27 protein-coding genes are annotated in these 26551 nt (G+C 41.2%); 18 read left to right on the forward strand and 9 right to left on the reverse strand.

From position 1 onward, the window contains the following. Positions 1 to 9: 9 nt before the first annotated feature. From kdsA to hmuQ, 15 genes are all read left to right on the forward strand, one after another. Positions 10 to 861: a 3-deoxy-8-phosphooctulonate synthase gene (gene kdsA / locus BVC89_RS05115; RefSeq protein WP_086930156.1), complete on the forward strand. Its 852-nt coding sequence runs from the start codon at positions 10 to 12 to the stop codon at positions 859 to 861. Between the two features lie 379 nt (positions 862 to 1240). Beyond that, positions 1241 to 2527, forward strand: coding sequence for a phosphopyruvate hydratase (gene eno, locus BVC89_RS05120; protein WP_086930157.1), 1287 nt, complete (start codon positions 1241 to 1243; stop codon positions 2525 to 2527). A 118-nt stretch (positions 2528 to 2645) separates the two neighbouring features. Beyond that, complete coding sequence (ftsB, locus tag BVC89_RS05125) at positions 2646 to 2924, forward strand: cell division protein FtsB (RefSeq protein WP_086930158.1); 279 nt, start codon at positions 2646 to 2648, stop codon at positions 2922 to 2924. Between the two features lie 267 nt (positions 2925 to 3191). Then, positions 3192 to 4385, forward strand: a complete 1194-nt coding sequence (locus tag BVC89_RS05130; protein ID WP_086930159.1) for a tetratricopeptide repeat protein — start codon at positions 3192 to 3194, stop codon at positions 4383 to 4385. 612 nt (positions 4386 to 4997) lie between these two features. After that, entirely contained in the window at positions 4998 to 6464 is a 1467-nt protein-coding gene (locus BVC89_RS05135; RefSeq protein WP_158657789.1) for a tetratricopeptide repeat protein, read from the forward strand. A gap of 78 nt (positions 6465 to 6542) precedes the next feature. Beyond that, the gene (locus BVC89_RS05140; protein WP_086930161.1) at positions 6543 to 7331 is read left to right on the forward strand and encodes a hypothetical protein; all 789 of its coding nucleotides are present in this window, start codon (positions 6543 to 6545) and stop codon (positions 7329 to 7331) included. 137 nt (positions 7332 to 7468) lie between these two features. After that, entirely contained in the window at positions 7469 to 8266 is a 798-nt protein-coding gene (locus BVC89_RS05145; protein WP_158657790.1) for an IspD/TarI family cytidylyltransferase, read from the forward strand. Next, positions 8266 to 8733, forward strand: coding sequence for a 2-C-methyl-D-erythritol 2,4-cyclodiphosphate synthase (ispF, locus tag BVC89_RS05150; protein ID WP_086930163.1), 468 nt, complete (start codon positions 8266 to 8268; stop codon positions 8731 to 8733). Before BVC89_RS05145 ends, ispF begins: the two co-directional genes overlap by 1 nt. Positions 8734 to 8804: 71 nt before the next feature. Further along, positions 8805 to 9782, forward strand: a complete 978-nt coding sequence (gene truD, locus BVC89_RS05155; protein ID WP_086930164.1) for a tRNA pseudouridine(13) synthase TruD — start codon at positions 8805 to 8807, stop codon at positions 9780 to 9782. Between the two features lie 167 nt (positions 9783 to 9949). Further along, complete coding sequence (locus tag BVC89_RS05160; protein ID WP_086930165.1) at positions 9950 to 10591, forward strand: protein-L-isoaspartate(D-aspartate) O-methyltransferase; 642 nt, start codon at positions 9950 to 9952, stop codon at positions 10589 to 10591. Positions 10592 to 10604: 13 nt separating this feature from the next. Continuing rightward, positions 10605 to 11546: a DUF368 domain-containing protein gene (locus tag BVC89_RS05165; protein ID WP_216825091.1), complete on the forward strand. Its 942-nt coding sequence runs from the start codon at positions 10605 to 10607 to the stop codon at positions 11544 to 11546. A 176-nt stretch (positions 11547 to 11722) separates the two neighbouring features. After that, positions 11723 to 12517, forward strand: a complete 795-nt coding sequence (locus BVC89_RS05170; RefSeq protein WP_245929346.1) for a peptidoglycan DD-metalloendopeptidase family protein — start codon at positions 11723 to 11725, stop codon at positions 12515 to 12517. A gap of 176 nt (positions 12518 to 12693) precedes the next feature. Beyond that, on the forward strand, positions 12694 to 13704 hold the full coding sequence (rpoS, locus tag BVC89_RS05175; RefSeq protein ID WP_087684105.1) for an RNA polymerase sigma factor RpoS: 1011 nt from the start codon (positions 12694 to 12696) through the stop codon (positions 13702 to 13704). A 191-nt stretch (positions 13705 to 13895) separates the two neighbouring features. Continuing rightward, a complete protein-coding gene (locus tag BVC89_RS05180; RefSeq protein WP_103654236.1) occupies positions 13896 to 14240 on the forward strand; it encodes a hypothetical protein in 345 nt (114 codons plus the stop codon). Positions 14241 to 14307: 67 nt separating this feature from the next. Continuing rightward, the gene (hmuQ, locus tag BVC89_RS05185; protein WP_086930167.1) at positions 14308 to 14616 is read left to right on the forward strand and encodes a heme-degrading protein HmuQ; all 309 of its coding nucleotides are present in this window, start codon (positions 14308 to 14310) and stop codon (positions 14614 to 14616) included. Positions 14617 to 14884: 268 nt separating this feature from the next. On the opposite strand, the gene fdxA is transcribed toward hmuQ, so the two are convergent. The 3 genes from fdxA to BVC89_RS05200 all read right to left on the reverse strand — a co-directional run bounded on the left by fdxA (position 14885) and on the right by BVC89_RS05200 (position 18872). Then, positions 14885 to 15208 (reverse strand): ferredoxin FdxA, encoded by a 324-nt coding sequence (gene fdxA, locus BVC89_RS05190; RefSeq protein WP_086930168.1) that lies wholly within the window; start codon positions 15206 to 15208, stop codon positions 14885 to 14887. A gap of 104 nt (positions 15209 to 15312) precedes the next feature. After that, positions 15313 to 17925 carry a DNA mismatch repair protein MutS gene (mutS, locus tag BVC89_RS05195; RefSeq protein ID WP_245929347.1) on the reverse strand — a complete coding sequence of 871 codons (2613 nt, stop codon included), beginning with the start codon at positions 17923 to 17925 and terminating at the stop codon, positions 15313 to 15315. A gap of 686 nt (positions 17926 to 18611) precedes the next feature. Then, positions 18612 to 18872: a hypothetical protein gene (locus tag BVC89_RS05200; RefSeq protein WP_086930169.1), complete on the reverse strand. Its 261-nt coding sequence runs from the start codon at positions 18870 to 18872 to the stop codon at positions 18612 to 18614. Between the two features lie 545 nt (positions 18873 to 19417). Here BVC89_RS05200 and BVC89_RS05205 point away from each other — a divergent pair. Continuing rightward, positions 19418 to 20671 carry a WG repeat-containing protein gene (locus BVC89_RS05205; protein ID WP_158657791.1) on the forward strand — a complete coding sequence of 418 codons (1254 nt, stop codon included), beginning with the start codon at positions 19418 to 19420 and terminating at the stop codon, positions 20669 to 20671. Positions 20672 to 20715: 44 nt separating this feature from the next. Here the strand turns inward: BVC89_RS05205 and BVC89_RS05210 are convergent, their stop codons facing one another. The 5 genes from BVC89_RS05210 to BVC89_RS05230 form a co-directional block, all read right to left on the reverse strand. Next, the gene (locus BVC89_RS05210; protein WP_086930171.1) at positions 20716 to 20949 is read right to left on the reverse strand and encodes a hypothetical protein; all 234 of its coding nucleotides are present in this window, start codon (positions 20947 to 20949) and stop codon (positions 20716 to 20718) included. 258 nt (positions 20950 to 21207) lie between these two features. After that, positions 21208 to 21492 carry a putative quinol monooxygenase gene (locus BVC89_RS05215; RefSeq protein ID WP_086930172.1) on the reverse strand — a complete coding sequence of 95 codons (285 nt, stop codon included), beginning with the start codon at positions 21490 to 21492 and terminating at the stop codon, positions 21208 to 21210. A 337-nt stretch (positions 21493 to 21829) separates the two neighbouring features. Next, on the reverse strand, positions 21830 to 22120 hold the full coding sequence (locus BVC89_RS05220; protein ID WP_086930173.1) for a DUF6968 family protein: 291 nt from the start codon (positions 22118 to 22120) through the stop codon (positions 21830 to 21832). Between the two features lie 503 nt (positions 22121 to 22623). Continuing rightward, positions 22624 to 23058 carry a hypothetical protein gene (locus BVC89_RS05225; protein ID WP_086930174.1) on the reverse strand — a complete coding sequence of 145 codons (435 nt, stop codon included), beginning with the start codon at positions 23056 to 23058 and terminating at the stop codon, positions 22624 to 22626. Between the two features lie 105 nt (positions 23059 to 23163). Beyond that, the gene (locus tag BVC89_RS05230) at positions 23164 to 24033 is read right to left on the reverse strand and encodes an SDR family oxidoreductase (RefSeq protein ID WP_086930175.1); all 870 of its coding nucleotides are present in this window, start codon (positions 24031 to 24033) and stop codon (positions 23164 to 23166) included. 107 nt (positions 24034 to 24140) lie between these two features. On the opposite strand from BVC89_RS05230, the gene BVC89_RS05235 reads away from it, so the two are divergent. Together BVC89_RS05235 and BVC89_RS05240 are read left to right on the forward strand one after the other, a co-directional pair. Then, positions 24141 to 25034, forward strand: coding sequence for a LysR family transcriptional regulator (locus BVC89_RS05235; protein WP_086930176.1), 894 nt, complete (start codon positions 24141 to 24143; stop codon positions 25032 to 25034). Positions 25035 to 25150: 116 nt separating this feature from the next. Beyond that, positions 25151 to 25627, forward strand: coding sequence for a YHS domain-containing (seleno)protein (locus BVC89_RS05240; RefSeq protein ID WP_086930177.1), 477 nt, complete (start codon positions 25151 to 25153; stop codon positions 25625 to 25627). A 20-nt stretch (positions 25628 to 25647) separates the two neighbouring features. Here the strand turns inward: BVC89_RS05240 and BVC89_RS05245 are convergent, their stop codons facing one another. Next, positions 25648 to 26535, reverse strand: coding sequence for an EamA family transporter (locus BVC89_RS05245; RefSeq protein WP_086930178.1), 888 nt, complete (start codon positions 26533 to 26535; stop codon positions 25648 to 25650). Positions 26536 to 26551 lie beyond the last annotated feature (16 nt).

The raw sequence follows: 26551 nt of genomic DNA on the forward strand, positions 1-26551 counted from the left end.
GATAATCTATTGCAAAGTAAGATCATTGATATTCAAAGTATTCCAGTGGCTAACGACAAGCCTTTGGTGTTATTTGGCGGCATGAACGTGCTGGAGTCTAAAGACCTGGCCTTGCAGGTAGCTGAGCACTATAAGAAAGTAACAGACAAACTAAGCATCCCCTACGTTTTTAAAGCCTCCTTTGATAAAGCTAACCGCTCTTCAATACACTCCTATCGTGGCCCAGGTATGGAAGAAGGCTTGAAAATTTTTGAAGCCATTAAAAGTGAATTTGATGTGCCCATTATTACAGATGTCCATGAAATTCATCAGGCGCAGCCAATAGCAGAAGTGTGTGATGTAATTCAGCTACCGGCTTTCCTTGCCCGTCAGACAGATCTGGTTGAAGCTATGGCAAAAACAGGGGCAATTATTAATGTCAAAAAACCTCAGTTTTTAAGCCCTGGACAGATGAAGAACATCGTCGATAAGTTTATCGAGTGCGGTAACGCAAAGGTTATGCTGTGCGAGCGTGGTACATGCATGGGCTATGATAATTTAGTAGTTGATATGCTGGGCTTTCGCACTATGAAAGAAGTCAGCGGCGGGTTGCCTCTAATTTTTGATGCGACCCATGCATTACAATGTCGTGATCCGCTGGGCGCGGCCTCAGGCGGCCGGCGCCATCAAACAGCTGAGCTTGCTCGCGCAGGCATCGCTGTGGGACTTGCGGGGCTATTTATTGAGGCCCACCCCAATCCCGATCAAGCTAAATGCGATGGCCCTAGTGCTCTTCCCCTGGATAAGCTCGAGCCATTTTTAGCACAAATGAAAGGGGTTGATGATCTCATAAAAAATCTACCGCCATTAGATATTAATTAAATTAGGCCACAAGCCTAATAAATAAATACCAAGGAAAAGGAATAAGACTATATCGACTATCCGTCAATTCAGTCTTCTACAAACATAAGCAAGTGCAGAAAACACGACACTAAAATAGTGAGGGACACTATTTTTTAAGTAGGTAAAAGAACAGCAAGCACAGGAAGTGCGCCATTGACCGAAGGTCAATGCGAGCCCTCTAAAATCAAGGATTTCCGCGCAGTAGCCACATGGATGTGGTGTATTAGGGCAATGCAGGAGCAATTGCCGATCTGCCAGATTTTGGAGGGCGACCAAAAAAATAGTGAGGGACACTATTTTTTTAAGTAGGTAAAAAGAACAGATTTCCAATTCATTAAGACAATAGAGAGAATGTTGTATGAGTAAAATAGCGGATGTTAGAGGTTTTGAAGTGATGGACTCTCGCGGCAACCCCACAGTTATGGCTGAGGTTGTGCTTGATTCAGGTGTTATCGGCAGTGCATGTGCACCGTCAGGCGCATCTACCGGCTCACGTGAAGCCCTTGAACTTCGTGACGGTGATAAAGCACGTTATCTTGGCAAAGGTGTCTTGAAAGCGGTTGCCAATGTCAACGATAACATTAAGCCTTTATTGTTAGGTAAAGATGCCAACGAGCAGCGTCAACTCGATACTATTATGATCGATGCCGACGGCACAGAAAATAAGTCTCAGTTTGGTGCCAATGCTATTCTGGCTGTATCCTTGGCGGCTGCTAAAGCGGCAGCGGCAGATAAAAAGATCCCACTTTATCAGCACATCGCACAAGTTAATGGTACAGAAGGTAAGTACACCATGCCTGTGCCTATGATGAATATTATCAACGGCGGTGAACACGCAGATAACAATGTTGATATTCAAGAATTTATGATTCAGCCAGTTGCTGCCAGCACGTTTAGCGAAGCGTTGCGTATGGGAGCCGAAGTTTTTCATAGCCTGAAAAAAGTATTATCTGGCCGAGGATTAAATACGGCAGTTGGTGATGAAGGCGGATTTGCTCCAGACTTACCATCTAACGAAGCTGCACTTGCTGCTATTGCTGAAGCGGTAAAAAATGCTGGCTATGAATTAGGTAAAGATATTACGCTAGCTCTCGATTGTGCTTCATCTGAATTTTATAAAGATGGCGTGTACAATATGTCCGGTGAAGGTAAGACTTTCTCTGCACCAGAATTCTCCGATTACCTCGCGGAACTTGCCGGCAAATATCCGATTTTATCCATTGAAGATGGTATGGATGAGAGTGATTGGGATGGCTGGGCTGATTTAACCCAAAAGATTGGTGATAAAGTTCAACTTGTCGGTGACGATTTGTTTGTTACTAACACCAAAATTTTACAAGAAGGTATCGACAAAAAGATCGCCAACTCTATCTTGATTAAATTCAATCAAATTGGCTCTTTAAGTGAAACTCTCGATGCGATTAAAATGGCACAAGCTGCAGGTTATACCGCAGTGATTTCTCATCGTTCAGGGGAAACCGAAGATACCACCATCGCCGATTTAGCTGTGGCCACAGCTGCAGGTCAGATCAAAACGGGCTCCCTATCTCGCTCAGATCGTATTGCGAAATACAATAGACTGTTGCGTATCGAAGCAGAACTTGGTGAAAACGCTGCTTACCGTGGTCGTGCCGAATTTAAGTAGAATTTGCTAAAATGTGCGAAACGTAACACATATATAAAGGGCCAGCATTGCTGGCCTTTTTCTTTATTGGGATTTATGTGTTACTTTTAAGAATAGGATTAACTAAATTTTCTCATTTATGAAGTTTTTGCTTGTTACGCTAACGCTGATCGTACTAGGACTACAATATCGTTTTTGGGTAGGCGATGGCAGTCTTGCGCATGTAGTACGATTGAATGATGACATTGAACGTCAACAAGCTGAAAACGATCGCCTGAAGGAGCGCAATCGTTTACTAGCGGCGGAAGTGGAAGCTTTAAAAAGCGGCACTGAAGGCATAGAAGAGCGCGCACGTCACCAAATGGGTATGATTAGAGAGGGCGAAACCTTTTTTCTAATCGTTAACGAAAGCCCCTGACAGCAATATTTCCCCGACACTACACATCTCGATACTCGCACTTTATTTGTCACTTTTAACGTAGCTCAGCCATGAAGAACATTGCTTCTTAGGAGCAATAGAAGCCATTCACAGTAGGGTCAACAGGCCCTAGATACCTGATCGTTAACAACTGACAATTAACACGTCTTAATGAACTATTGCCTCGCTATCTATCACTTACAACCATAAGTTTTAAACACTTAAGAACGTCTTAATTTAACCATAACACTTATATTATTGAAGGCTATGCTCAACTACATAAAGAATAATCCAACCATTACCTCGGCGCTTGATACTTTGGGGCGAATAGCTTCTGAGGTAAAAAACACATTAAAAGATCTTATAAAGTCTGTCAGAGCTGCAGCGCCTATGCTCATTTCAGCTGGCACACAGTCTTTACTGTCTGCGGCCGGTTCAGCGCCTACCCAAAATAACATTGACAGTTTGGTGAATAGTGCCGCTAATCATGAAAAGAGTGGCAACCATAGTATGGCGTTTAATGCATACTCCGATGCTTTATCTTCGCATCAATCATTAAATGGTAAAGGGTCGGCACCACCAGAATTACTGAATGCTGTTGTAACATCCGCTACAGGGTCAATTGCTACGGCTTTAGAAAATGGCGATGGCGTATCCGCTGCAGGCACCTTGGAAAAGGCAGTCAATCTACTTGACGCTGAAATTAATCAGCCAGCGACAGAATCTGCTACATCGGCACAACAAGTAAAGGCCAATTTACGCGATAAAGTTGGCACTAAGTTAGCGGATTTAGGTTTTATATTATACCAACAAGGGGACTACCAAAATGCTAGGGAATACTACCAACAAGCTCTTAATATTCATACCAGCTTTGGAGACAACAATATAGGGAGTAATGATACTGATATCGCTACTATCAGCCAGTTTTTAGGTACGGCATCCCTTGAGTTAGGAGACTATGATGCTGCGCAAAAGCCTCTTGAAAACTCCTACAATATGGCATTGGAAAAATTTGGTGAAAATCATGAAACCACTGTGACTCGCCGTAACAAACTCGCACGCTTAAATTTAGAGCAAGGCAAATTTAAAGAAGCGGAGGGGTTGATTAGAACGAATCTTGAATGGGAACGAAAAACCTATGGTGAGGATCATATTGACACAACCACCTCTCTTGGCAACTTAGTCATCGCGCTCCGAGGACAGGGCAATTTAAGTGAGGCGATGCAGCATGCCCAAAAAGCGTATGATATTCAATTAGGACACCACGGAGAGGATCATCTTGCTACTGCAGACAGTGCTATGGCTCTGGGTGCTGTCCACTTTTCGCAAGAGAATTACGCCGCTGCCAAACACCTTGTTGATCAAGCGGTTGCTACCTATGAGGAGCATCTCGGTGGAGAGCATCCAGCGGTGCAACATATGAAGTCAAATCAGGCTAAATTGAATGAAAAACTAGCTTAGGGTCTGTTAAGGTTCGAGTGATTGTGTATACAGTTACTCGTTTTATTTTTGGGCAGTGATTCTTTCCAATAGATATCATTGCCTTAATAAAATACCAACAGAGTATCTCGCTCCTAGCTGCTTTTTTGCATATTAATAACATAAAAATTAATTCTACGTTTATCTTATTGCCTCACTGTTTCAGGGCTGAATTAACTTGTGAAAGGTATCGAAAGTTAATTTTTCAGCAAGTAGCTTTAAATAAAAGTAACTCATTTTTTATTTTAAGTTAAAGCAGTCAGAGCGACAAAGTTTTATGTGTTGACCACAACGTTGACGGATTCTAGACATCTCTTAAGCGGCGTGTCTTGTATTAGCCGTGGCGATGAACTTTTTAACGGGGTTTATAACAGACAGATATAAATGCATCAGTCTAATAGGTAGTGGTAACTAAATATTTTAGTTATGGTGAGCCATGGGAGAATTTAACCTCGCATTAACGCTTAGCCATCGCCAGAAAAAATTAGTTATCTGTTTTCTGCAATCAAATATATGGCGTGACACATGCTCAATAATATAAGAGAAAATTTGATCCGGCCTATAGTAAATACCTCAAAAAAGGTAGCTCCGGAGGTGAAGAGAAACCTTAAAGGTATTATTGATTCTGTCAACGAGGGCGCGCCAAATCTTATAGACGCAGGTGTATCTTTTTTCTTGTCGAGAGAGAACGAATTACGCCCTGAAACTGCATCATATCCCACACTTGTGTCGCCAGTAGTGCATAATCCTGTACTTGTGGCCTATCCAATTTCTGCTACAGGTAACTCCAAGCCTGAGGCTGCTAGGGCATCTTTTATTAATTTAGCTGCCACCGTTAAGCGAGCCAATACAGATATGAATCGGGCACGTGAGTTTGAGAAAAAAGGAGAATATTGCAAGTCATTTAGAGCCTATTGTAAAGGTGTTAATGCGTTAATTGAAGCTATTACAAGTCACCAGAAGACCAATGGCAAGGGTTTAGTTACGCCACAACTGTTACAAGCTTTAGAGCGCTCTGTCGAAAGTGTTGTGAGTAGTTCTGTGAAACTGAGAGAAACAACAGGACTTGAGATTCTTGCAGACGTAGGCAAGCTCCTTGAAAATGAGTATCAAGCTGATAGAGAGTTTGCGCCGGTAGCAAAACAGACTAAAGTAAGATTGTTTAGCTATGCAGGAACTATGTTATTAAATGAGAGACAATATAACATTGCCAAACAACTACTTTCCAAATCGTTCCAAGCTAGCAAACAAAATAAAGATTTAAATCATGCGACTATAGCCACTAATCTGGGGCTTGCCTGTTTTCAACTACAAGAATATGAAAATGCTAAAATTGCTTATCGCGACGCGTTAGCCGCTCACATAGCCTCAGGTAGCGATAGCGAAGACATAAGTTCTGCTCAGCAACTTTTGGGCATTGCATATACTGAATTAGAGCAATACGGTAAGGCGAAAAAATGCCTCGAATATTCTTATGATATGGCAGTTGACCAATTTGGCAAAATCCACAATACAACCTTGGCATGCCTCGATAAATTAATCTGTCTTAACATAAGAGAAAAAGATTTCAGTAAGGCAGAAAAACGTTCAGAGGAGTACTTAGATGGTGTGCAGACACTATATGGAAACGATCATATCAAGACCGCTCAAGCGATATTAACCTATGGCAAAGTAAAATTTGAGCTAGGTAAAAACATAGATGCGCTAGCACTGGCTGAACAGGCTTTGGCAATTAATACCAAGGAAGGACAAGATTGGCATACAGCTGATTGTCGCCATACTATCGCATCTATTTATCGTGCGGATGGAAAGCATGACGAAGCTTACCTGCTTTTTACAGAATCTTTTAATACGTTAATGTTTGTTAATGACAAAGCTCGGGCCGCTGAAGTGTTAGACAGTGCTGTAAATATGCTCGAAAGTTTGGGGAGGATGGATGCGGCAAAAAAACTTTGTTCTAACGTATTGGAAATTCGTGAACAAGTGCTAGGAAAAGACCACTCTGATACTAAAAAGACTCGTGAAGAACTGCATGTGTTGCAGGAATTAACTAATAATTAAGTCGTAGCGTGTTTTATAAGGCGTTACTTATTAAATATACTTAAATTATGTTATTTAAACTAACAAGAACTTTAAACTATGGCAAATATACACAAACCTTTTGCTCATAATGTAAATACGTATTTATCTAATTTTGCCACGGCAACAAAAGAAACCCTTAGTAAATCTTATCATGCGTCTCGGTTTCGTTCTGCTAAAGCTGAGTCTCCTATATTAGTTCAGCCCCATAATACTTCTCTGCTGTCAAAAGTAAAAACTGCTTATCATAAATTTGAAATAGAGCAAGCGTTATGCAATGGAAATATGGCCATTGAAAATCGTTCGCTAGTATTCGCATTAAAATCTTATGGTAAAGCACTTTCTGTTTCCCAAAAATTACCGGGCATGGCAGATAGTTCTAAACATAAATTAATCGAAGCAATTGCTAATTCAGCAATTAACCTCGTAGATGAGATGCTTAAAAGAGACAGAATTTCCGCTGCGGCAGAGGCCATGGAAAAAGCTTTCAAAGCGTTAGATAGTGAGATTAAAGGGAATGAAAATTCAGAGCCTGAAAAAGCAGCGAAAGGCGCTAAAAATGATATGAGAGAGCATGTTAATAACTGGTTCAAAGATCACAATAGCTGTGATATGCATAAAGTAAGTTTCGAATATCATTTAGCTAAGCATAGCTCCAAAGAAGAGTATGCTGATATGGCACATCATTATGCTCAAGTGCTTCATACTAATAACAAATCCTATGAAGCTGTACTCGTGCTCAAAGAGTTGCTGGCTTTTCATAAACGCTCTAACAGCGGAGAAGAAGAGATAAATAAAGCACAGGATTTGCTAAACGATGTGCGTGATAGATCTGTAGAAGCGTCATAAGTTGTGAGTTAATCTGTTTGCTATTAACGAGCAATAAAAAAGTGATATCACTGTTAAGGTGGTCTGCTTAATTCCTATATTTTTACGCTTTATTATTGATACAATCTAGAATATCGATAATAAGGGCAAAATCAAAAGTGACTAAATACACTCCTAAAATTTGGGCCGTCATTCCAGCTGCTGGTGTTGGCAGTAGGATGGAATCGGATACTCCCAAACAGTATATGCAGTTATTTGGGCAATATTTGATAGAAATTACTATCAAGAAAATCCTCCAGCTAACATGTGTTGACGGTATCGTTGTAGTTCTCAGCGCTGAGGATGCCTATTGGCAAACATCATATTTTACCTCTAACGCCAAAGTACACCGTGTTGAAGGCGGTAGCGAACGTAGTGATTCTGTGCTCAATGGTCTTGAATATTGCCGCAGTATTATGTCCGATCAAGATTACGTCCATTCTTGGGCCTTAGTACACGATGCAGCAAGGCCATGTGTTACTGAGCAGAAAATGAATGAACTGATAGCACGGGGCTTAAGCTTTGCTGAAACTTTTTCTGAAACGACACAAAATACTGACAACCTTCATCTTAAGAAGGATAACAATCTTGCTGCAGCTACTTGTGGAACAATATTAGCGTCTCCGGTTGCCGATACCGTCAAACGTGTTAGCAGCAACGAGCAAATTGAACGTACTGAAGATCGCAGCCAACTGTGGTTAGCACACACTCCGCAATTTTTCCCTACTGAGCCCCTAAGCCAAGCTTTACATAAATGCCGACGTGACAATATTGCAGTGACCGATGAAGCTTCAGCAATTGAAGCGGTCGGAGGCAGAGTTGCTGTGGTTAAAGATCGTCGCGATAATATCAAAATAACGGTACCAGAAGATCTTTACTGGGCAGAAACTATTTTAAAAATGCAGGGGTTCAAGTAATGCGCATAGGGCAGGGTGTTGACGTTCATAAATTTGGTAGCGGTGACAAGATTATTCTCGGTGGTGTGGTTATTCCGTTCCACTCAGGCTTGGTAGCACACTCTGATGGTGATGTTTTATTACACGCACTTTGCGATGCGCTGCTCGGTGCTGCTGCACTTGGGGATATCGGTCGTCATTTCCCAGATAATGATCCTCAATACGCTAATGCGGACAGCGGCAATTTACTGCGTATGGTTTACGCAAAGGTAAAATCGCAAGGTTATCGTATCGCTAATGCCGATATGACTATTGTTGCTCAAGCACCGAAAATGGCCCCTTATATCGATCAAATGCGTGAGCGAATTGCTGAGCATTTAGAAACCGACATGGCAAATATCAATGTTAAAGCGACTACTACAGAGCGTTTAGGGTTTAATGGTCGCGGCGAAGGCATTACCGCCTTGGCTACAGTGTTGCTCTGTTAGTAATCTAATAGTGATACTGACCTCTGCATTATTGCCTGTTAATATGCTGCGATTTATGTATTGCTAATCTTATGACCAATAATCTTCCCCTTGATACAGAATACGCCTACGGTAAACCCTCAGCTCGTGCTAAGTTTCGCACGGAATTATTAGATTTCATCGTGGTTGAGCAGCTTGGCTTTGAGCTTGCCGATGAAGGTGAGCATCTATGCCTTGAAATAAAAAAACGCGGCGAAAACACCCAGTGGGTGGCTGATAAATTAGCCAAGTTTTTAAATGTAAAAAGTATGGATGTGGGCTTTTGTGGCATGAAAGATCGACATGCTGAAACTACCCAATGGTTTAGTGTTTATCTCCCTAGAGAGCCTGAGGATACAGACTGGAATAGATTCAAAACATTATTTGAACTCGATGTAGAAATACTGAGAAAAACTCGCCACACAAAAAAATTACGCCGTGGTGCTCACCAGGGAAATGCATTTAAAATCTGTCTCAGAGACCTCCTACAACAAGAGACCTTAGAAGAACGTCTGAGAAAAATTTCAGAACACGGAGTACCCAATTATTTTGGTGAACAGCGTTTTGGCCGCGGCGGTAATAATCTTACTATGGCGCATAGATGGCTAGTTGACGGTGAAACTATCAGGAATAGAAGTAAACGCAGCATGGCAATGTCCGCTGCACGTTCCTATCTATTTAACTTGGTTTTAAGCGAACGCGTTAAGCAAAATAATTGGTTTAAGAATGTAGATGGTGATGTTGTAGAAAATGGTTGTGCCACAGCGCCACTTTGGGGGCGAGGACGAAGTAAAAGTACTGGCGCAGCTTTAGCGCTGGAAACGGAAGCTCTTGCACCTTTTTCTACATGGTGTGATCAACTTGAGCATGTAGGTTTACACCAGGAACGTCGCTCCTTGCAGTTAATGCCAAAAGACTTCTGTTGGGATTGGCAGGACAGTAGTCTTACTCTCTCATTTGTACTTCCCCCTGGGCAATTTGCCACTTCTGTTTTGCGCGAAATTTGTTTGCTAGATAATCAAAGCCATTAATGTGCTATATTGCTGCCGAGCGTCTTGGGGCTACAGGTCATGTGGTTTCTAATGTGTCGTTTTTAACAATAAATAATCAATAAGCAATAAGGCAAATTTTGTTATAGCTTGAGTTTAATGTTTCTTTGGGGAGAGATGTGGACTTACTGAAGATTGAAGGCGTCGGCATGACATCTCGGCGCACCCGCGATCGTTTGATTCAGCGGCTTGTTGAACAAGGTGTGAGCAACCAAGATGTGTTGGATGTGATTGGCAATACACCACGCCATCTATTTCTTGATGAGGCTTTAGCTCATCGAGCATATGAAGATACCGCCTTGCCTATTGGTCACGGGCAAACCTTATCCCAACCCTATATTGTTGCACGGATGACAGAGATCCTGCTCGGTGCTGCTGGCAACCTTGAACGAGTGTTAGAAGTAGGTACCGGCTCTGGTTATCAAACCACGGTGCTCGCCCAATTAGTGTCCGAAGTTTTGAGCATTGAACGTATTAAGCCTTTGCAGGATAAAGCGAGAGAAAGAATACGAATGTTGGGTTTGCGCAATGTACGTTTTAAGCATGCTGATGGCAGTCTGGGATGGCCTGATATTGGCCAGTTTCAGGGGATATTGTCGGCGGCAGCCCCTCGTTCTATACCACAGAGCCTGCTGGATCAGTTGGCGCCAGATGGTGTTCTTGTTATACCTGTGGGGGCGGATACACAATACCTAACACTTGTTGTAAGAGAAGGAGACAGTGATAAGTTTCGCACAGAGAAACTTGAGCCTGTAAAATTTGTACCCTTGCTCTCTGGAATAACACGATAATTTAAGGATCAAGATGAAGAACCGCACCGTGCGTGACTATGTATTACTTGTATTGAAAGGTTTAACAATGGGAGCCGCAGACGTTGTTCCCGGTGTTTCAGGTGGCACCATTGCGTTTATCACCGGTATCTACAATGAATTACTTCATTCTTTGAAAAATATTGGCCCCTCAGCTTTTGTTGTTTTGTATAAACAGGGTTTTGCTGCATTTTGGCAACATGTAAATGGCAGTTTTTTGCTCGCTGTTTTTGCCGGTATTCTTATTAGTATTAAAACCTTTGCCTCGATTATCAGTTACAGCCTAGAAGCATATCCCCTATTAGTCTGGGGCTTCTTTAGTGGGCTTATCGCCGCATCTATTATTTTGCTTGCTAGAGAGCAAAAGGGTTGGGGGCTTTCTGAGTGGGTGTTTTGTTTTATCGGAGCTGCCTTTGTATACATTGTTTCCATCGCGTCGCCGCCACAATTGCCTGGTCATTGGTGGGTACTTTTCTTTGGCGGATTTATCGCCATATGCGCCATGATTCTGCCTGGAATCTCAGGCAGCTTTATCTTACTACTGTTGGGCCTCTACCCTGTCTTTATTGAAGCGGTTAAAAATGTCGATGTCGTTGCAATTGCGAGCTTTGGTGCTGGATGTTTTTGTGGTTTATTGGCATTTTCTCGCTTCTTGTCCTGGTTGCTTGATATGCATTTCAGACCGACAATTGCTGTATTGATTGGTTTTCTGATCGGATCACTCAATGTAACTTGGCCGTGGAAACATACACTTGAAGTTATGGTAAATCGTCATGGTAAAGAAGTTCCCTTATTACAAGAAAATGTTTTCCCTGCACAATTTGAACAAATAACGGGTATTAATGCCCAACTTTATGCTGTCATTCTTTTTGTTGTTTTTGGTGCTTTTCTAGTACTTTCGACTGATTTTTTGGCGAAAAGAATGAGCCGTAATTAGTCAGTTTAAATGATGAAAATTAACCAAAAGCATTAACTTAAATCGGAGAAGTGTGAAAAAACGCATAATTTTATCGGTTCGATTTAGAATTTTTTTAAATATTATCAACTTATTAAGCGCTTTTGGTTCTAATAAGAAGTCTTAGTACTTTAAACAGTGGCGGCATTATTCGGTGTATGATGACACCTTCATTAGGAAAACAAATTAGCTATGTGTTAAATATATTGATCACCACCTTTATTTTGGGGGCGTGTGGTCAAACTTCACACTATGCCGCAGTAAAAGAATCACGCCAGCCTCCTTCTCAAAAAGTAAATACGCATATAGTGGCCAAGGGGGAAACGCTATATTCGATCGCGTGGCGATACAATCTGGATTACAAGCAACTCGCCAAAGCAAACGGGATTCCTTCTAATTATCGCATCTATCCAGGGCAGCGTTTGCTGCTAAAAGGAAGTGTTAGAAAGCCATGGAAAGCACCACCAAAAGTGGTTAGGCAGGTTAAAAAACAACCAAAAAAACCAAGACCTCAACCCGCTCGTTCAAAAAAAGAAACGCCAAAAGTTGCCAAAAAAATTACCTCCGCGAAGCCCTCAAAAGTAAAAAAATGGGTGTGGCCTGCAAAGGGCAAACTGCTGGCGGGCTTTCAATCCAATAGCGGTTTAAATAAGGGTATTGATATTAAGGGAAATTTGGAGGAGCCTGTAGTTGCTGCAGCAGCTGGAAGGATTGTTTATTCAGGCGACGGTTTGCGCGGCTATGGCAAATTGGTGATTGTTAAACACAACGAGAAGTATCTCAGTGCATATGCCCACAATCATCGGTTGCTAGTTAAAGAAGGCGCTTATGTCAAGCAGGGACAAAAAATCGCCGAAATGGGTTCAACGGGGACAGACTCGGTAAAGTTACATTTTGAAATTAGGTATGATGGAAAACCTGTTAATCCTCTAAAGCATTTGCCCAAGAAGTAGTAAAAATTAAAGTTATTTACTAACAGCCGAAAAATATATTTATCGACGACAATGTAACTGAAGATTCTTAACAAGATACCGAATCATTTAGTTAGCGCATTAATTGTTAAGAGATAAATACGAACTACATAGATAATAAGTTCGCTAAATTAATAAAAGGTCACAGGGGAACGGTCATGTCAATACAAGAACTAGAGGTTTCTTCTTCAAATGGTGATATTGATTCGGTAGTGCTGGCAGGAAATTCGCCGTTTAACGAAGAGGTGGTAGACACAGATGTTGATGTTGAGGAATTAAAAAAGAGTTCCAAAGGTAAAGGCGATCCAGATCTTGAAGATGGGTACAGCAAGACGCTTGACGCGACACAGCTTTACTTAAACGAGATAGGCTTTTCGCCGCTGTTGAGTGCAGAAGAAGAAGTGTTTTTTGCTCGCAAAGCCTTGAAAGGTTGTGAGGCTTCACGAAAACGCATGATAGAAAGCAATCTCAGGCTTGTGGTGAAGATTTCTCGTCGTTATGTCAACAGAGGTCTAGCATTACTAGACTTGATAGAGGAGGGAAATTTAGGACTTATCAGAGCTGTTGAAAAATTTGACCCAGAACGGGGCTTTCGCTTTTCTACTTACGCCACATGGTGGATACGTCAAACCATAGAACGTGCCATCATGAATCAAACGCGCACCATCCGTTTGCCAATTCATGTAGTTAAAGAGCTGAATGTGTATCTACGTGCAGCGCGAGAACTATCGCAAAAACTCGATCATGAGCCTTCACCAGAAGAAATTGCGATGCTGCTGGATAAGCCTGTAGCCGATGTCGAGAAAATGCTTGCACTTAACGAACGCGTTACTTCAATGGATGTTGCGGTCGGTCCTTCTTCTGATAAAACTGTTGTTGATACGGTTCCAGATCAACAGGTTTCAGATCCGGTAAAACTTTTGCAGGACAGCGACCTAAGTACCAGCCTTGATTGCTGGCTAGATGAGTTGTGTGAAAAGCAACGAGAAGTCGTCGCAAGACGCTTTGGGTTGCGCGGTCACGAAACTAGCACACTGGAAGAAGTTGGTCGTGAGATTGGTTTAACTCGCGAGCGAGTTAGACAAATTCAAGTAGAAGCCTTGCGCAGACTGAGAGATATCCTTGAAAAACAAGGGCTAGATGCAACAGCGCTGTTTGGTGCTGAATAGGTTAGCTAACAACACATAATATCTTTTTTATTTTGATTGCAATTATAATAAGCATCGCAAAATAAAAATACTTCGTTTAAGCCACTATCTTTGATAGTGGCTTTTTTATTTGGCTTTAGTTTTAGAGTCAACGAAGAGATTGTATTTTGTATTACACCGCTCGTTAAATGTATAAATTGAGTGATATGTAAATGACTAGATGGATATCTGGCGCTAGTAAAGTGTTAGCAGTCGCTGGGCTATTAATTTTTTCAACAAGCTTTTCGGCTTTTGCAGCTGTTCAAACAAAATATATCAAAGATGTTGGTTGTCACATTAATCGCACGACTTGTTTCGTCTATATCGAAGGAACTATAAGCTCTGCATGTGCTAATAATGATGGTTCTTTCCGTTGGAACGGCACTAGTGATACTAATGGAAATGCAATATTAAGCATATTGTTAGCGGCACAGGCAAGTGGTAAACAGGTGACCTTCGGGGAGTCCGGTTGTTTTGAAAACTTTCCGACATTTAATTACGCAACTATAAAAAAATAACGCTTTATTTTTTCTCTATAATTGTCAACTATAAAGCCTATTACAGATAATTTGGTGCGGAGCGTATATGTTTATTGCAATGAATAGATTTAAAGTTGTATTGGGATGCGAGCAAGACTTTGTGGATGTATGGAAAAATCGAGAGACATATCTGGACACCGTTCCGGGCTTTAAAACCTTTCATTTATTAAAAGGGCCAACTGATGAAGAATGTACGCTCTTCGCTTCCCATTCAGTATGGGAATCACGCGAAGCATTTGAAGCATGGACTAAATCCGAAGCCTTCAGAAAAGCTCATGCCAATGCTGGTAGTAAAGGGAAAAAAGATATTTATGTTGGCCATCCAAAATTTGAAGGGTTTGAGGAAGTATTGTAAATAAAATACCACTCACTGTTACTGAGCTGATAATCTTAACTTGTTGTGAGAATGCTAGGCTAGAGCAAGGAAATGGAGCGGGAATGATAATTATTTCTTTTTAGAGTGTGGCTGCAGCAGAACTTAAAATAAATAATGCACATTATTTTGACACTATTTAAATCTATACGTTTAACGCTACAAATCTCTTTGGGGAGAAATTTAAAAGTCGCTATTTTTTGTAAATGCCATTAAATAACGACTTTAAATTCTTGCAGCTAACAAACAGCTAGCGTTCGAGATGTTGCAGCTTGTTTTCCACGCCATCCCACTGATCTGCGTCAGCAGGGGACTCTTTCATCTCAGTAATGTTTGGCCATACGTCTGCAAGTTCTGCGTTTAGCTCCACAAACGCTTGCTGATCATCTGGTAATTCATCTTCAGAAAAGATTGCGCTCACAGGGCATTCTGGTTCGCAAAGCGCGCAATCAATACATTCGTCTGGATGTATGACAAGGAAGTTAGGCCCCTCGTAAAAACAATCAACTGGACACACTTCTACACAGTCTGTGTGTTTACATTTGATGCAGTTTTCGCCCACTACAAAGGTCATACCGTTCGCCTCCGGAAAATTTGAGGGCGCATTCTAGCAGGATACGAGGGTCGCAGGAATACCCATTTGCACATTTACTCGCGCCTGCTAGCCGGTGTTTTAGCTTAAAGAGTTTTCAACTTATACAAAATATCGAGTGCCTCTCGCGGAGAAATGTCGTCGGGCACCAGCTTTTCCACGAACAGGTCAACAGCACTGGGCTCTGCGTTAGCAAATAGCTCGCCCTGAGCAATTTGTGGTGCGGGCCTTGGCTTTACAGGGGCTTTGTCATTCTCTGGTTTTTGGTTTTCTAACTTTGCCAACTGTTTTTTTGCACAATCTATGACCTGTTCAGGAATGCCGGCCAATTTGGCCACTTGTAAACCGTAGCTTTTACTAGCTGGCCCTTTTTGAATATTGTGTAAGAAGACAATGTCGTCATTATGTTCAGTAGCGTCCAGATGAATATTAACAACGGCATCTAGTTGATCCGCAAGTGAGGTGATCTCGAAATAGTGAGTGGCAAATAAAGTGAATGCGTTAATATTTTTAGCTAGGTGCTCGACACTGGCCCAGGCTAAAGAGAGGCCGTCATAGGTACTAGTACCACGGCCAATCTCATCCATTAGCACCAAGCTTTTATCGGTTGCATTGTTAAGAATGTTGGCGGTTTCTGTCATCTCTACCATGAAGGTGGAGCGGCCGCCGGCGAGATCGTCAGAAGACCCAATACGGGTGAAAATACGATCTACTAAGCCCATCTGGCAGGCTTCTGCGGGTACATAACTGCCAATTTGAGCCATTAAAACAATCAATGCCGCTTGTCGCATATAGGTCGATTTACCCCCCATATTAGGGCCGGTAATGATCATCATACGCTGACTATCATCGAAGCTAACATCGTTAGGCACAAAGGGCGTATCCAGTACCTGCTCAACTACCAAGTGTCGCCCTTGGGTAATGTTAATGCCACTCTTATCGTTAAGTGTTGGGCACACTAGATTTAGCTGCTCTGCTCGTTCTGACAGAGCGTTGAGCACATCCAGTTGAGCGACTGCTCCGGCGGCTATTTGCAATGGCCCAAGGAACTCGTTAATACGCTCGACCAATTCGTCGTAAAGGGCTTTTTCCCGCGTTAGTGCGCGGCTCTTAGCTGAAAGTGCTTTATCTTCAAATTCTTTTAGCTCGGGGGTGATAAAGCGCTCAGCGTTCTTTAAAGTTTGCCTGCGAATATATTCAGCTGGCGCTCGCTCAGACTGGGCTTTACTTATTTCTATGTAATAACCATGTACCCGGTTGTAGCCGACCTTGAGCGATGAAAGCTTGGTTTTTTCTCGTTCTTCATTCTCTAAGCGAACCAGAAAGTCACCCGCGTTCGAACTAATATTGCGTAATTCATCCAACTCGCTATCGTAGCCATCATCGATAACACCACCATCTCGAATCACCACCGGTGGGTTTTCTACTAGTGCTTTATCTAACAGCGCTACCAACTCTGGGAATTCGCTTATTTGCTCTGCCAGTTGTTTTAGGCCTTCGCTGTCGGTGCTTGCTAAGTTTTCTTGTAATTTGGGATATTCTGCCAGTGAGCTACACAAACGAGAAAGATCCCTTGGCCGCGCTGATCGCAGGGCGACGCGGCCTAAAATTCGTTCCAAGTCACCAATATTTTTTAAATGGGGCGTCAGAGATTCGAAGAGATAGCCACTCAATAACTCGGCGATAGATTGCTGACGTTTCACCAGCACATCTTTTTGACGCAGAGGGATATTTAACCAGCGCCGCATCAAGCGGCTGCCCATTGCCGTTGAACAGGTATTCAGGACGCTGTAGAGGGTATTTTCCTCACTGCCATTAAGATTAATGTCTATTTCTAGGTTACGCCTTGTGGCTGAATCCAGGGTGACGCGATCATCCTGATTTTCCTGCTGCATTGAGGCGATATGTTGCAACGAGGTACGCTGAGTTTCCTGAGCGTAGCCAAACAGACAGCCAGCCGCACGTATGGCGAGTAAATCATCACAGCCAAAGCCGCCAAGGTCTTTTGTTTGAAAATGCCTGGAGAGAGTATTGCGCGCAGTATCTTCGTCGAACTCCCATTCAGGGCGCTGCCTGAACCCTGGCAACTGACTGAGCACAGCCGGATGTTCCAGCCCATCCTGGGCTAATAACTCTGCTGGACGCAGACGCGCTATCTCATCGATCAGAGAAGCTTCACTGTCAGTATCGAACACCACAAACCTGCCACTTCCCATATCGAGGCTGGCGATACCGAAGGTTTCATTACCGCGATAATAAGCCACCAACAAGTTGTCTTGTGTGGCGTCCATTAGCGCTTCATCACTTACCGTACCTGGCGTGACAACTCGCACAACTTTCCTTTCTACAGGACCCTTGGTGGTATTGGGGTCCCCTATTTGCTCGCAGATAGCTACAGAAACACCAAGTTTGACAAGTTTAGCTAAGTAATTTTCAGCCGCGTGGAAGGGCACACCACACATGGGAATAGGGTTGCCACCAGACTTGCCTCTCGCGGTAAGTGTTACATCGAGCATACGCGCTGCCTGTTTGGCATCATCGAAAAATAACTCGTAAAAATCTCCCATACGGTAGAAAACAAGCTCGTTTGGATGTTCTGCTTTAATGCGCAAATACTGCTGCATCATGGGGGTATGTTGTGCTAAGTCTGCTTTTGAGGACTTGTTTTTTTTATTGCTTTGGCTTGCAGTAATACTCATAAAATCAATAGCTTATATTCGATGATATTCAGTTGAATTAGTGTTTTGGCTAACAATCGCTAATAGGCAGTATATTCGACAGGGCTACGCATAAGCTGAAAATGAAAGTCATTCCAATTTGGGTGGCGATATTGCAGCATTATACCAATGCTTGCAATAAAAGCAGTGATAACTTGAATGGTCTATTGTGGCAGGTAAGTAGGTTTTCGGAGTATAAATTGTGGTCAATTCTGTAAGAAAGCGTTGTGTCGGTTTAACTTTTCCTACAGTGCTCGGTTTTTGATCTGCCGATTTTGCAGGAGCACTAATGACGATTGGTTACTATTAGCAACTCCTGTTAATGGGATGGATGGCCAACGATACCTTTTCAACAATCTGTCGCATACGGTTTGTTTAGGCTTTCTCTTTTAGTAAAAATATCAGACCGCAAGTAATTAAGAGCGAGACTATAAAATCATTTATTATAAAAACTATTTTTTAGCTTTTTTAATTTCTAGCTTTGATTTGTATTAATACTCTATGGATATTAGATTTATACTGAGTGTGTTTTACATAATTTGTTAAGGAGTTTTTAATTTAATCTCACACTCTTCAAGCTCGTTGTTTGATCGTGCTTAAATGAAATGACCAAATTTAATAGCTGCCCTCCAAATATATACAGAGTAAATACATAGCGCTGATCCATGTCACGATACCGCTCTTGCCCATTTATCCCGTTGGAATTCATCACTATTCCTTGCTGGTATCAGCTCCGACAACTCAGGTATTAAAGCGTACACTTGAAAACAATCCACATGCGCAGGCAAACTTGCCAGGTGTGAAGTAGATGTTGGGTGCATGGGAGAGCCAGGCCGCCCCTTTGCCATGCGTTCAGCAAAGCTTATCGTATCACTAATAGCACTTTCGGTTTTACGGATGCCCTGCGAGAAAATGTTGCGTATCTTCATAACAAATACCCTCCCAAAAAATGCGGTAAATTACGGTTCTGATTATAGGTATTATTTTTAAAGAATTAGTTCGAGTAATAAATATTCCTGTGCCATGTGTAGCTGAAATATACCGTGAATAACTTTTGGTCGTGCGTTATTTAGGCGATTAGCGCTATAGAAAAAAATAAACCCAGGTTTATTAGCCAATACTTTTTTAGAAATAGCTTCTGTTATGTCCAAACAAGAAACAATTTTGTTCTGTCAGAATTTCTGGCTTATAACGAGTTAGCTATTACCTTTCCCATTTTTAGCATAACTGGAGGGATACATGCTTACCCTTTACACGCAGTGTATACACTTAAATTATGTCAAAACTCTAAAGCACTCAGAGGCGTATAGCCTGAGTTTATAAAATATTGGCGTGAGATTCGGTGTTATGGTATGCGATAAGTCATCAATTTTCGCCCTAGATGAAAAAAATCACATTAAATAGTAAAATTACTATTTTTTTAATATGCTTTATCATAAAAACTATGAATGAATATATCTGAAGTATTGTTTATATGGAAAATAATCTCTACTCTTTCTTCGAAAGACGTTTTTGTACAGTAAAATCATGGAGTTTTACTTTAATGGCAGCTAATTTAAAAAATAGCTATATAAGACGGGATTCAATCTCTATTTTTATAAAAATACTCCAGCTAGTTGGTTTCCTTCTAATCTCCCCTCTCAGCTACGCTACTGAGGATGTCTGGACTGCCTTTTGGGACGATGAGCATTATAAACGTGGTTTTAAAGATAAAAATGGTAAGGTACGTATTCCTCCAAAGTTTATGGGAATGACTCAGGCGACGGTATTTAAAAATATTATCGCAGTTATGGAAGAGAAAGGGGAGGGTGTAAAGGGTGGAGAATATGAAAGGAGTTATGACTCCTACTATCTGCTTAAAGATGGGCGGCGAATCGATAGTGTTGATATGTTTACCTTCGATAACAGTTTCGATTGTGAAAGCGATGGCAAAGTCCGCTTTCGGGATAAACAAACGGGTGGCATGGGATATCTTGATGGCGAGGGTGAGGTTGCTATTCCAGCGATATACAGTATTGGCCAACCCTTTGCGAATGGTGTCGCCAGTGTTCTTAACGGGGGAACGTTAATGTGTGGCAATGGACAGCCTTTTTCTAATGAGAATCGTTGTGAGCATGCCCACTGGCAAGGCGGTGAATCGCTTGTTATTGATGCAAGCAATAACGTGATTCTCTATGGGCTATCCCTTGGTCAAGAGTTTGATCGTTATTCCCTTACCATTAGTGATAATCCGTTAAACGATGTCGCTGTTGAGTCTTTTAAAGGTGTTGATGGTAAATTTTACAACTTTATTAATAGGGAAAAACACTTTGAAGATTGGTTTCGTCAACGTATTTTAAACAAACTAAGTAAAACGAATTTGGAAAAATATAGCTTTGAAGAAATAACTTTATACGATAGTCAAAGGGGGTGGTATAAAGAACCTAAAAGCAAATTTTGGGCGAATAATAACAAAACTGTTTTAGCGGCCTTGAGTTTACTTAAAAAAGAGGGGGGTTCATTTTTTGTAACAATGAATAATCTCAATAGAGGTATTTATGAGGAAGATAAGTATCGAGAGTTTTATGCAGAATGCTACAATGACTATGAAAATAAGCACCCAGTATTATCGGTGGTAGCAAATCATAAACATAAAGATTTAGAAGTGCAAAATGCATTTGAATTTTTGAAAACGGTCGATGGATATAAGTTGATTAGCTTGACTGTGCGCACTGCTGCACTGAATTAATCAATGATATCTGTGCTCTTTATTAACCTGAACAATTTATTAAGTTATCGGCGTCCTATAGCGTTGAGAATGGGGTTATCGATTATCCCAAATAGAAGAAAGCTAAAACCCATTATTATGGCCACTATTGGAATTGCATAAAATGTTCCTGGGTCATCGCTTCGATTAACTTTTCTTCCTAACTTGTTATCGCTAGAGCCGGTTTCATCTTTGAGCATGCTTCTTATGCCCCAAATAATAAGTAGTGAACCAATAATCTCACCAGCAGTAATGCCCATTTTTTGTTCCCTTTGGCTTAATATTTTTAATCGAGGTGATAGTTTATGTAGAACGTGTATTATGGTATGGATACTGAAATGTATCTTATCTACTCTGCGCGTTTTTGTTTTTATTCGTGTTTGCCTTGGCATATCTTGGAAAAGGGTTTTGTCAGGCAACTATCAAGCTAAACCCTTTTATGAGCATACATATCGGTTATTCTTTAAAAAGCTTATCTCGGTTGATGTGCTTACAATATTTTTTGTTGTGGTTAAAATTTATACTCTCGCATCACTAATTTTATAGTGGCGTTCGGCACCAGCGGAAACCTTGCCCCAGTTAGATGTTTTTACACGCTCTCTATGGGCTTCAAGGGCGTTGCGGTCGGTAAACTCTTCGTAGACATTAAATATATTGGTATTGTAGGAGTCTCGCGTTACCTGAAACTCCAAGCAGCCTTCTTCGAGTCTAGTCCGTATTATGTGCTTTGGTAGCTCTGTTTCTACTGCTGAAAGGTCTCTATCAGCAACAACAATGTACCCTTGTAGAATAACTTTTGACAATGTTAAGTCCTTATTATGTATTGCGCATATACACAGTTTACGTGTATGAGCTATATTATATTACTTATTAAAAAAACCAATTAACTCAATAGTATTGAGTTAAAGCGTGGTGTTACTATTTTAGCAGGCCTATTTTAATAAATCTGTATTAACTGGCCCTATTAGGAGGGAATACTCTCCATGTATGCATCGGTAATATCCAAGTTGCCTGTTAATTATACCGTTAATGATGCTATTGTCTATTACGAAATATATCTCGTCGGTATATGTGGCTAGCCCTTTTTATTAATACGACTATAGTCTAATTTATCTTGCTCACACTTTTGCGGGTTAATCCTTAATTTAGTAAGGCAAATTTACCTTTATTCGTTTTCTCCCAACATTCAATTTCTGTGTCTAAGGTTTTCATTGTTAGTTCTAGGGCTTGTAGCGAATCTAAGCCAACCATACCAAAGGTTTTACTTTGGGACTCTGTGCCAATCTTATAAGGGCACATCCAATCTAGCTTTTTATTAAGCTCGTAGGGTTTTCCTACTTTAATAAACGCTTTTTCACGCTTACCATCTGCGTGGACAAACTCCATTTTCCTAGAAACAATGACTTTATCTACCTCTTTTATTTTTTGCACATGCCCTCCTCAACACTTATCTCTTCGCCATGTTTTATCAATACCCAGTTAACTTATATAAAGCTCTATTGTTAAGACTGTTGCTGAGCTATTAAAGTTCGATAGTGAAGAAACTTGAATAAATTGAAGTAAAGTACAGTTCATATGGGCAAGGTGTAATACATAATAGTTATTAACTTATACAAATTTAAACTAGATTAAACTTGTAATACTTTTGTTAAAACTTTTGGGTTTTTTTTTGAGTTACTATGTGAAGCTTGCATTTTGCATCATGTGTAATTGTCGGTTTAATCTTTTTTCGTTTAGTTTTAAAAGAGATAGGCAATACCATCCTTTTTATTTACTGTTTGAGCATAAGTAACGAAGGTCATAAGTAGAAGGCATATGACGTATTGCATATGCTATAAGCGAAAAGGCGACCGCTATTCTAATTTCTACTTGGAAGCTAAATTTTAATCGCCTATCTGGTTCGCACTACTGCGACTACTTTGTGTTGACAAGATCTAGATAGAGTTGGTATCACTTTTTGCGCGAAGGCTTTGCTTATATTTAGGTCCTAGCCTTTCAATTTCATAAATAAATTTTTCCACCTCCTTAGATAAGGATTTACATAGCTTTTTTAACGGCGCTCGGTAAATTTCACCATTTTTTATCCACCAATCAATATTTTGAGGAGTATGATACTGGTTCTTAGCATATACCCAAATAGCACGGCCTAAGGCACTGTCATCATTTTTTCCTCTTGCGATATCCTTGGCATCGCCAGCTAATCTTACGGTTGCATGAATTTCGAATGTATTGCCATTTGTGTTTAGCGTAACTTTTATATGAGCGTGTAGATTCTTACAAGAAGTCTTTAGGTCTTTAATATAGGTGTTGGGTGATGTAGATGCTTTATCACTAAAACCGTTATCTTTTAAAAATAGTTCGACAGACATAGTCCTGCTCCTCTAATGAAAGAAATATTTTTTCATTGAGCTACTGTTAAAAGATTGGGCAAACTTACTATTTATCAATAGCCCCTCATGTGAGAGGCGTTGAATTTATAAAGTAGTATTGACAGCTTCTAAGTGCTCCAGCCCCAATGCTTTAATAGTTTGTTGCTGAATTGGTGCTACCGCGCTGTTAATAGCGTCAGCACCGAAGCTGGTACCCACCACTTTTCGAGCAGGACGCTTACCATTGGGCGCCTCAATTAATTCTACAATAGCTTGGGCAACGTCATGCAAATTAGGCCCGTTATCGGCTTCGAACATCGACATAAACTGCACAAACATAGCCTGGGGAATTTCGCCGGTGGTGCCGTACTCGCTAATACATTGTTTATCAACCGGCTCCATGGCGCTGGCGTACATGTTTGTCGGGTAAGCGCTAGGTTGCACTAGAGTAACGTCTATGCCCAATTGAGAAACCTCGTAGCGGAGGCTGTCGCTTAAACCTTCTAGCGCATACTTACTCGCACCATATATACCAAAGAATGGAAAAGTGATTCGCCCCAGGATAGAACCAATGTTAATAATTAAGCCAGATTTTTGCGTCCGCATGATTGGCAATATTGCACGGCTAACTCTATGAGGGCCGATGACATTCACATCAAATAATTCATTCATTTGCGCAGGCGAGAAGGCTTCACTTACACCAGCTGATGCGAGGCCTGCATTATTAATGAGTACATCAATATATTCGGCTCTAGTTTTAATGTGAGTAACGGCCTGGTTGACTGACTTATCTTGTGTAACATCCATTTCGATCACATAAATGCCCATGGCTCCAAGTGCTGCTGCATGATGACTATTTTTTCCTTGTGGGTCGCGCATGGTAGCGAAAACACGATGGCCAGCACTTGCCAGTGTTTCTGCTGTATCTCGGCCAAAGCCTGTGGATGTTCCTGTGATAACTACGGTTTTAGACATAAAAATCTCCTATTTAAGAATCGTCAAACTGATGTAGGCATCCTCTCATGTTCTAAAAATGCTAAAAACAGTGATTAAATCAAAAGATTTGTGCGTATAATTCACAAATGGCTAATTTATCAAATGTTGAGTTGTTTATTCGTGTAGTAGAAGAGGGGAGCTTTTCAGCAACAGCGCGTTTACTTGGGTTGACGCCATCGGCGGTGTCGCGACAGATATCCCAATTGGAGAGTGAGCTGGGGGCGCGTCTTTTTCAGCGTTCCACACGCCGGCAAAGTCTTACGGAGGCCGGTAATATTTATCTGCAGTACGCTAGGCGTGTGTGTGAAGAACTAGATGCAGGTCAGCTGGCAGTTAAGAGGCTGACGGCTAACCCCTCTGGCTTATTAAGAGTGACAGCTGAAGCAGACTTTGCGCTAGCGTTTATTGAGCCTCTTTTGCCTGAGTTTCTAGCCCTTTATCCTGATGTTCAATTGAGTCTGCATATGAGTACGGGGTTTCAAGATCTTATTGATAGCAGTTTAGATCTGGCAATACGTATTGGCCATTTAGAGGACTCAAGCCTAGTAGCTCGCAAATTAGCTCAGAGTCACTCACTGCTATGTGCTAGTCCTGGATATCTTGCTAAATATGGTACGCCAAAACACCCCAATGAGCTTAAGTCCCATAGCTGCTTATCGTTTCGTACTCAACCGGGCATTAATAACTGGTGTTTTAAAATAGAAAATGACGCGGTTGATGTGCCTATTAATGGGCGTTTAAGTGTTAATGGTTTGTTTTTTTTGCGCAATGCTGCACTCAATAGCATGGGCATAATCATGCTACCCAAATGGATGATATGTGAAGAATTACAACAACAGCGCCTACTGCCGGTTTTGCAAGACTTTCCTATTATTCCAGCCGGTACACCTATTCATGCAATATTTGCTAATAAAAGACAACTTGCCCCTAAGGTTAAAGTTTTTGTTAACTTCTTACTTAAGCGAATGAGAAAAATATAAAAAAATTTTAATATCGAAGACTTATTAAAAGTCTCGTATGCTTTACGAACTAGCGTTTGCTAAAAGTGTCTAGAATTTAGTTTTTTATTTTTAACTAACGATGGAAATTGACATATATGAAAATAAGACTATGTCACACAATAACATTGTTATTGTTGTTATTACCTTTGGCCCTGTATGCACAAGAGGAGCCGGTTAGCACGGGTTTTTTTAATAAGGTTGCGGCAGGTGGTCATGATGTTAAGGCTTATCATGGCTTGGCTAGGAGCGATAAAGCGGTCAAAGGCAAGAAAGACTTTGTGGTTGAATGGAAGGGTGCTAAGTGGCGCTTTGTAAGCCAACAAGACAGTGAGGCTTTTGCAGAAAACCCCGAGCGCTTTGCTCCTGCATATAATGGCTATTGTGCTAATGCGCTATCTCTGGGTGAAGGCTTGGTAAAAACTAATGGCAAACACTGGGCGATTTTTGATAACAAATTATTTTTGTTCTATGCTTCTCGCGGTGCTGAGCGTTGGCGAAATAGTAACTATAAAGCCTTGAAAAAAATTGCCGACCGAGAATGGGCAACTATCTTACAGGCTAAAGTAAAATAATTACCCCCAGTTAAAAAAGTCTATTTAGCCAAGCTGGTTTTTATAGCAATGTTTTTTTGACTCACTAACAAACCAGTAATAATTAATACGGTTGCTAATATTTGTGCTGGACTAACACTTTCGTTATAGAAAATATTTCCTCCCAATAAACCAAAAATAGGGACTAATAGTGTTAATGGCGCGACGCTGGAAAGTGAATACTTAACAATAAGCCGGTTCCAGATCCAGTAGCCGAGCAAGGTGGTTGGATAGGCTTGAAATAACACTGAAAACCAAGTCCCGCTATTTACTTGCTCGAATAAATTATGGAATATTTCACCGCCGTGGGTTAACCAAGCAAGTAACACTAATGGGATTGGCGCAAATAACATCGACCAAAGATTAAAAGCAAATATGGACTTGGGGTGCGCGCTTTTTAAAATAGCGCCTGTAATACTCCAAAATAATGCGCCCAGTAGCACAAGTAGTAAACCTGCTGAGGTGAGTGCGCCACCGTTATATAGTAATTCTTCTAGGATAATAACGCCGAGTCCTGTGATCGCCAGCGATGCTCCCAAGGCTTTGGCCAAACTAATAGAATCACCAAAATAAAAGCGACCTATAAGTAGACTGCTCACCACATTAAGTTGCAGTAGTAGCGACGCCATGCCGGCAGACAAGCCCATATCAATAGACCAAGTCACCATTCCCCACACACCAATGCCAAAGCAGAGGCCGTGAATGATGAGGTAGCTCCATTTTACATCAGGTTTTTTAATAAAAAATATCAAAGGTAAAACGGCGAAAAAAAAGCGGGCGGCGGTGAGTAGTAAAGGGTCGGCTGTGCCAACGCCAAGTTTTATCACACTAAAATTGAATCCCCATAAGCACATAATGGCAATACCTATGGATAAGTCTCGAATACTCATAATCAGCTCTGCAATG

This window comes from Agarilytica rhodophyticola (assembly GCF_002157225.2).
Lineage (GTDB): Bacteria > Pseudomonadota > Gammaproteobacteria > Pseudomonadales > Cellvibrionaceae > Agarilytica > Agarilytica rhodophyticola.

Coding starts and splice junctions, on each gene's coding strand:
- fdxA (WP_086930168.1), bottom strand. CDS start 15,208: ATGACCTTTGTAGTGGGCGAAAACTGCATCAAATGTAAACACACAGAC.
- BVC89_RS05230 (WP_086930175.1), bottom strand. CDS start 24,033: ATGTCTAAAACCGTAGTTATCACAGGAACATCCACAGGCTTTGGCCGA.
- BVC89_RS05240 (WP_086930177.1), top strand. CDS start 25,151: ATGAAAATAAGACTATGTCACACAATAACATTGTTATTGTTGTTATTA.
- BVC89_RS05210 (WP_086930171.1), bottom strand. CDS start 20,949: ATGGGCATTACTGCTGGTGAGATTATTGGTTCACTACTTATTATTTGG.
- BVC89_RS05205 (WP_158657791.1), top strand. CDS start 19,418: ATGGAAAATAATCTCTACTCTTTCTTCGAAAGACGTTTTTGTACAGTA.
- rpoS (WP_087684105.1), top strand. CDS start 12,694: ATGTCAATACAAGAACTAGAGGTTTCTTCTTCAAATGGTGATATTGAT.
- BVC89_RS05245 (WP_086930178.1), bottom strand. CDS start 26,535: ATGAGTATTCGAGACTTATCCATAGGTATTGCCATTATGTGCTTATGG.
- BVC89_RS05165 (WP_216825091.1), top strand. CDS start 10,605: ATGAAGAACCGCACCGTGCGTGACTATGTATTACTTGTATTGAAAGGT.
- eno (WP_086930157.1), top strand. CDS start 1,241: ATGAGTAAAATAGCGGATGTTAGAGGTTTTGAAGTGATGGACTCTCGC.
- BVC89_RS05200 (WP_086930169.1), bottom strand. CDS start 18,872: ATGAAGATACGCAACATTTTCTCGCAGGGCATCCGTAAAACCGAAAGT.
- ftsB (WP_086930158.1), top strand. CDS start 2,646: ATGAAGTTTTTGCTTGTTACGCTAACGCTGATCGTACTAGGACTACAA.
- truD (WP_086930164.1), top strand. CDS start 8,805: ATGACCAATAATCTTCCCCTTGATACAGAATACGCCTACGGTAAACCC.
- BVC89_RS05170 (WP_245929346.1), top strand. CDS start 11,723: ATGATGACACCTTCATTAGGAAAACAAATTAGCTATGTGTTAAATATA.
- BVC89_RS05130 (WP_086930159.1), top strand. CDS start 3,192: ATGCTCAACTACATAAAGAATAATCCAACCATTACCTCGGCGCTTGAT.
- BVC89_RS05235 (WP_086930176.1), top strand. CDS start 24,141: ATGGCTAATTTATCAAATGTTGAGTTGTTTATTCGTGTAGTAGAAGAG.
- BVC89_RS05225 (WP_086930174.1), bottom strand. CDS start 23,058: ATGTCTGTCGAACTATTTTTAAAAGATAACGGTTTTAGTGATAAAGCA.
- hmuQ (WP_086930167.1), top strand. CDS start 14,308: ATGTTTATTGCAATGAATAGATTTAAAGTTGTATTGGGATGCGAGCAA.
- BVC89_RS05140 (WP_086930161.1), top strand. CDS start 6,543: ATGGCAAATATACACAAACCTTTTGCTCATAATGTAAATACGTATTTA.
- BVC89_RS05160 (WP_086930165.1), top strand. CDS start 9,950: ATGACATCTCGGCGCACCCGCGATCGTTTGATTCAGCGGCTTGTTGAA.
- BVC89_RS05180 (WP_103654236.1), top strand. CDS start 13,896: ATGACTAGATGGATATCTGGCGCTAGTAAAGTGTTAGCAGTCGCTGGG.
- ispF (WP_086930163.1), top strand. CDS start 8,266: ATGCGCATAGGGCAGGGTGTTGACGTTCATAAATTTGGTAGCGGTGAC.
- mutS (WP_245929347.1), bottom strand. CDS start 17,925: ATGAGTATTACTGCAAGCCAAAGCAATAAAAAAAACAAGTCCTCAAAA.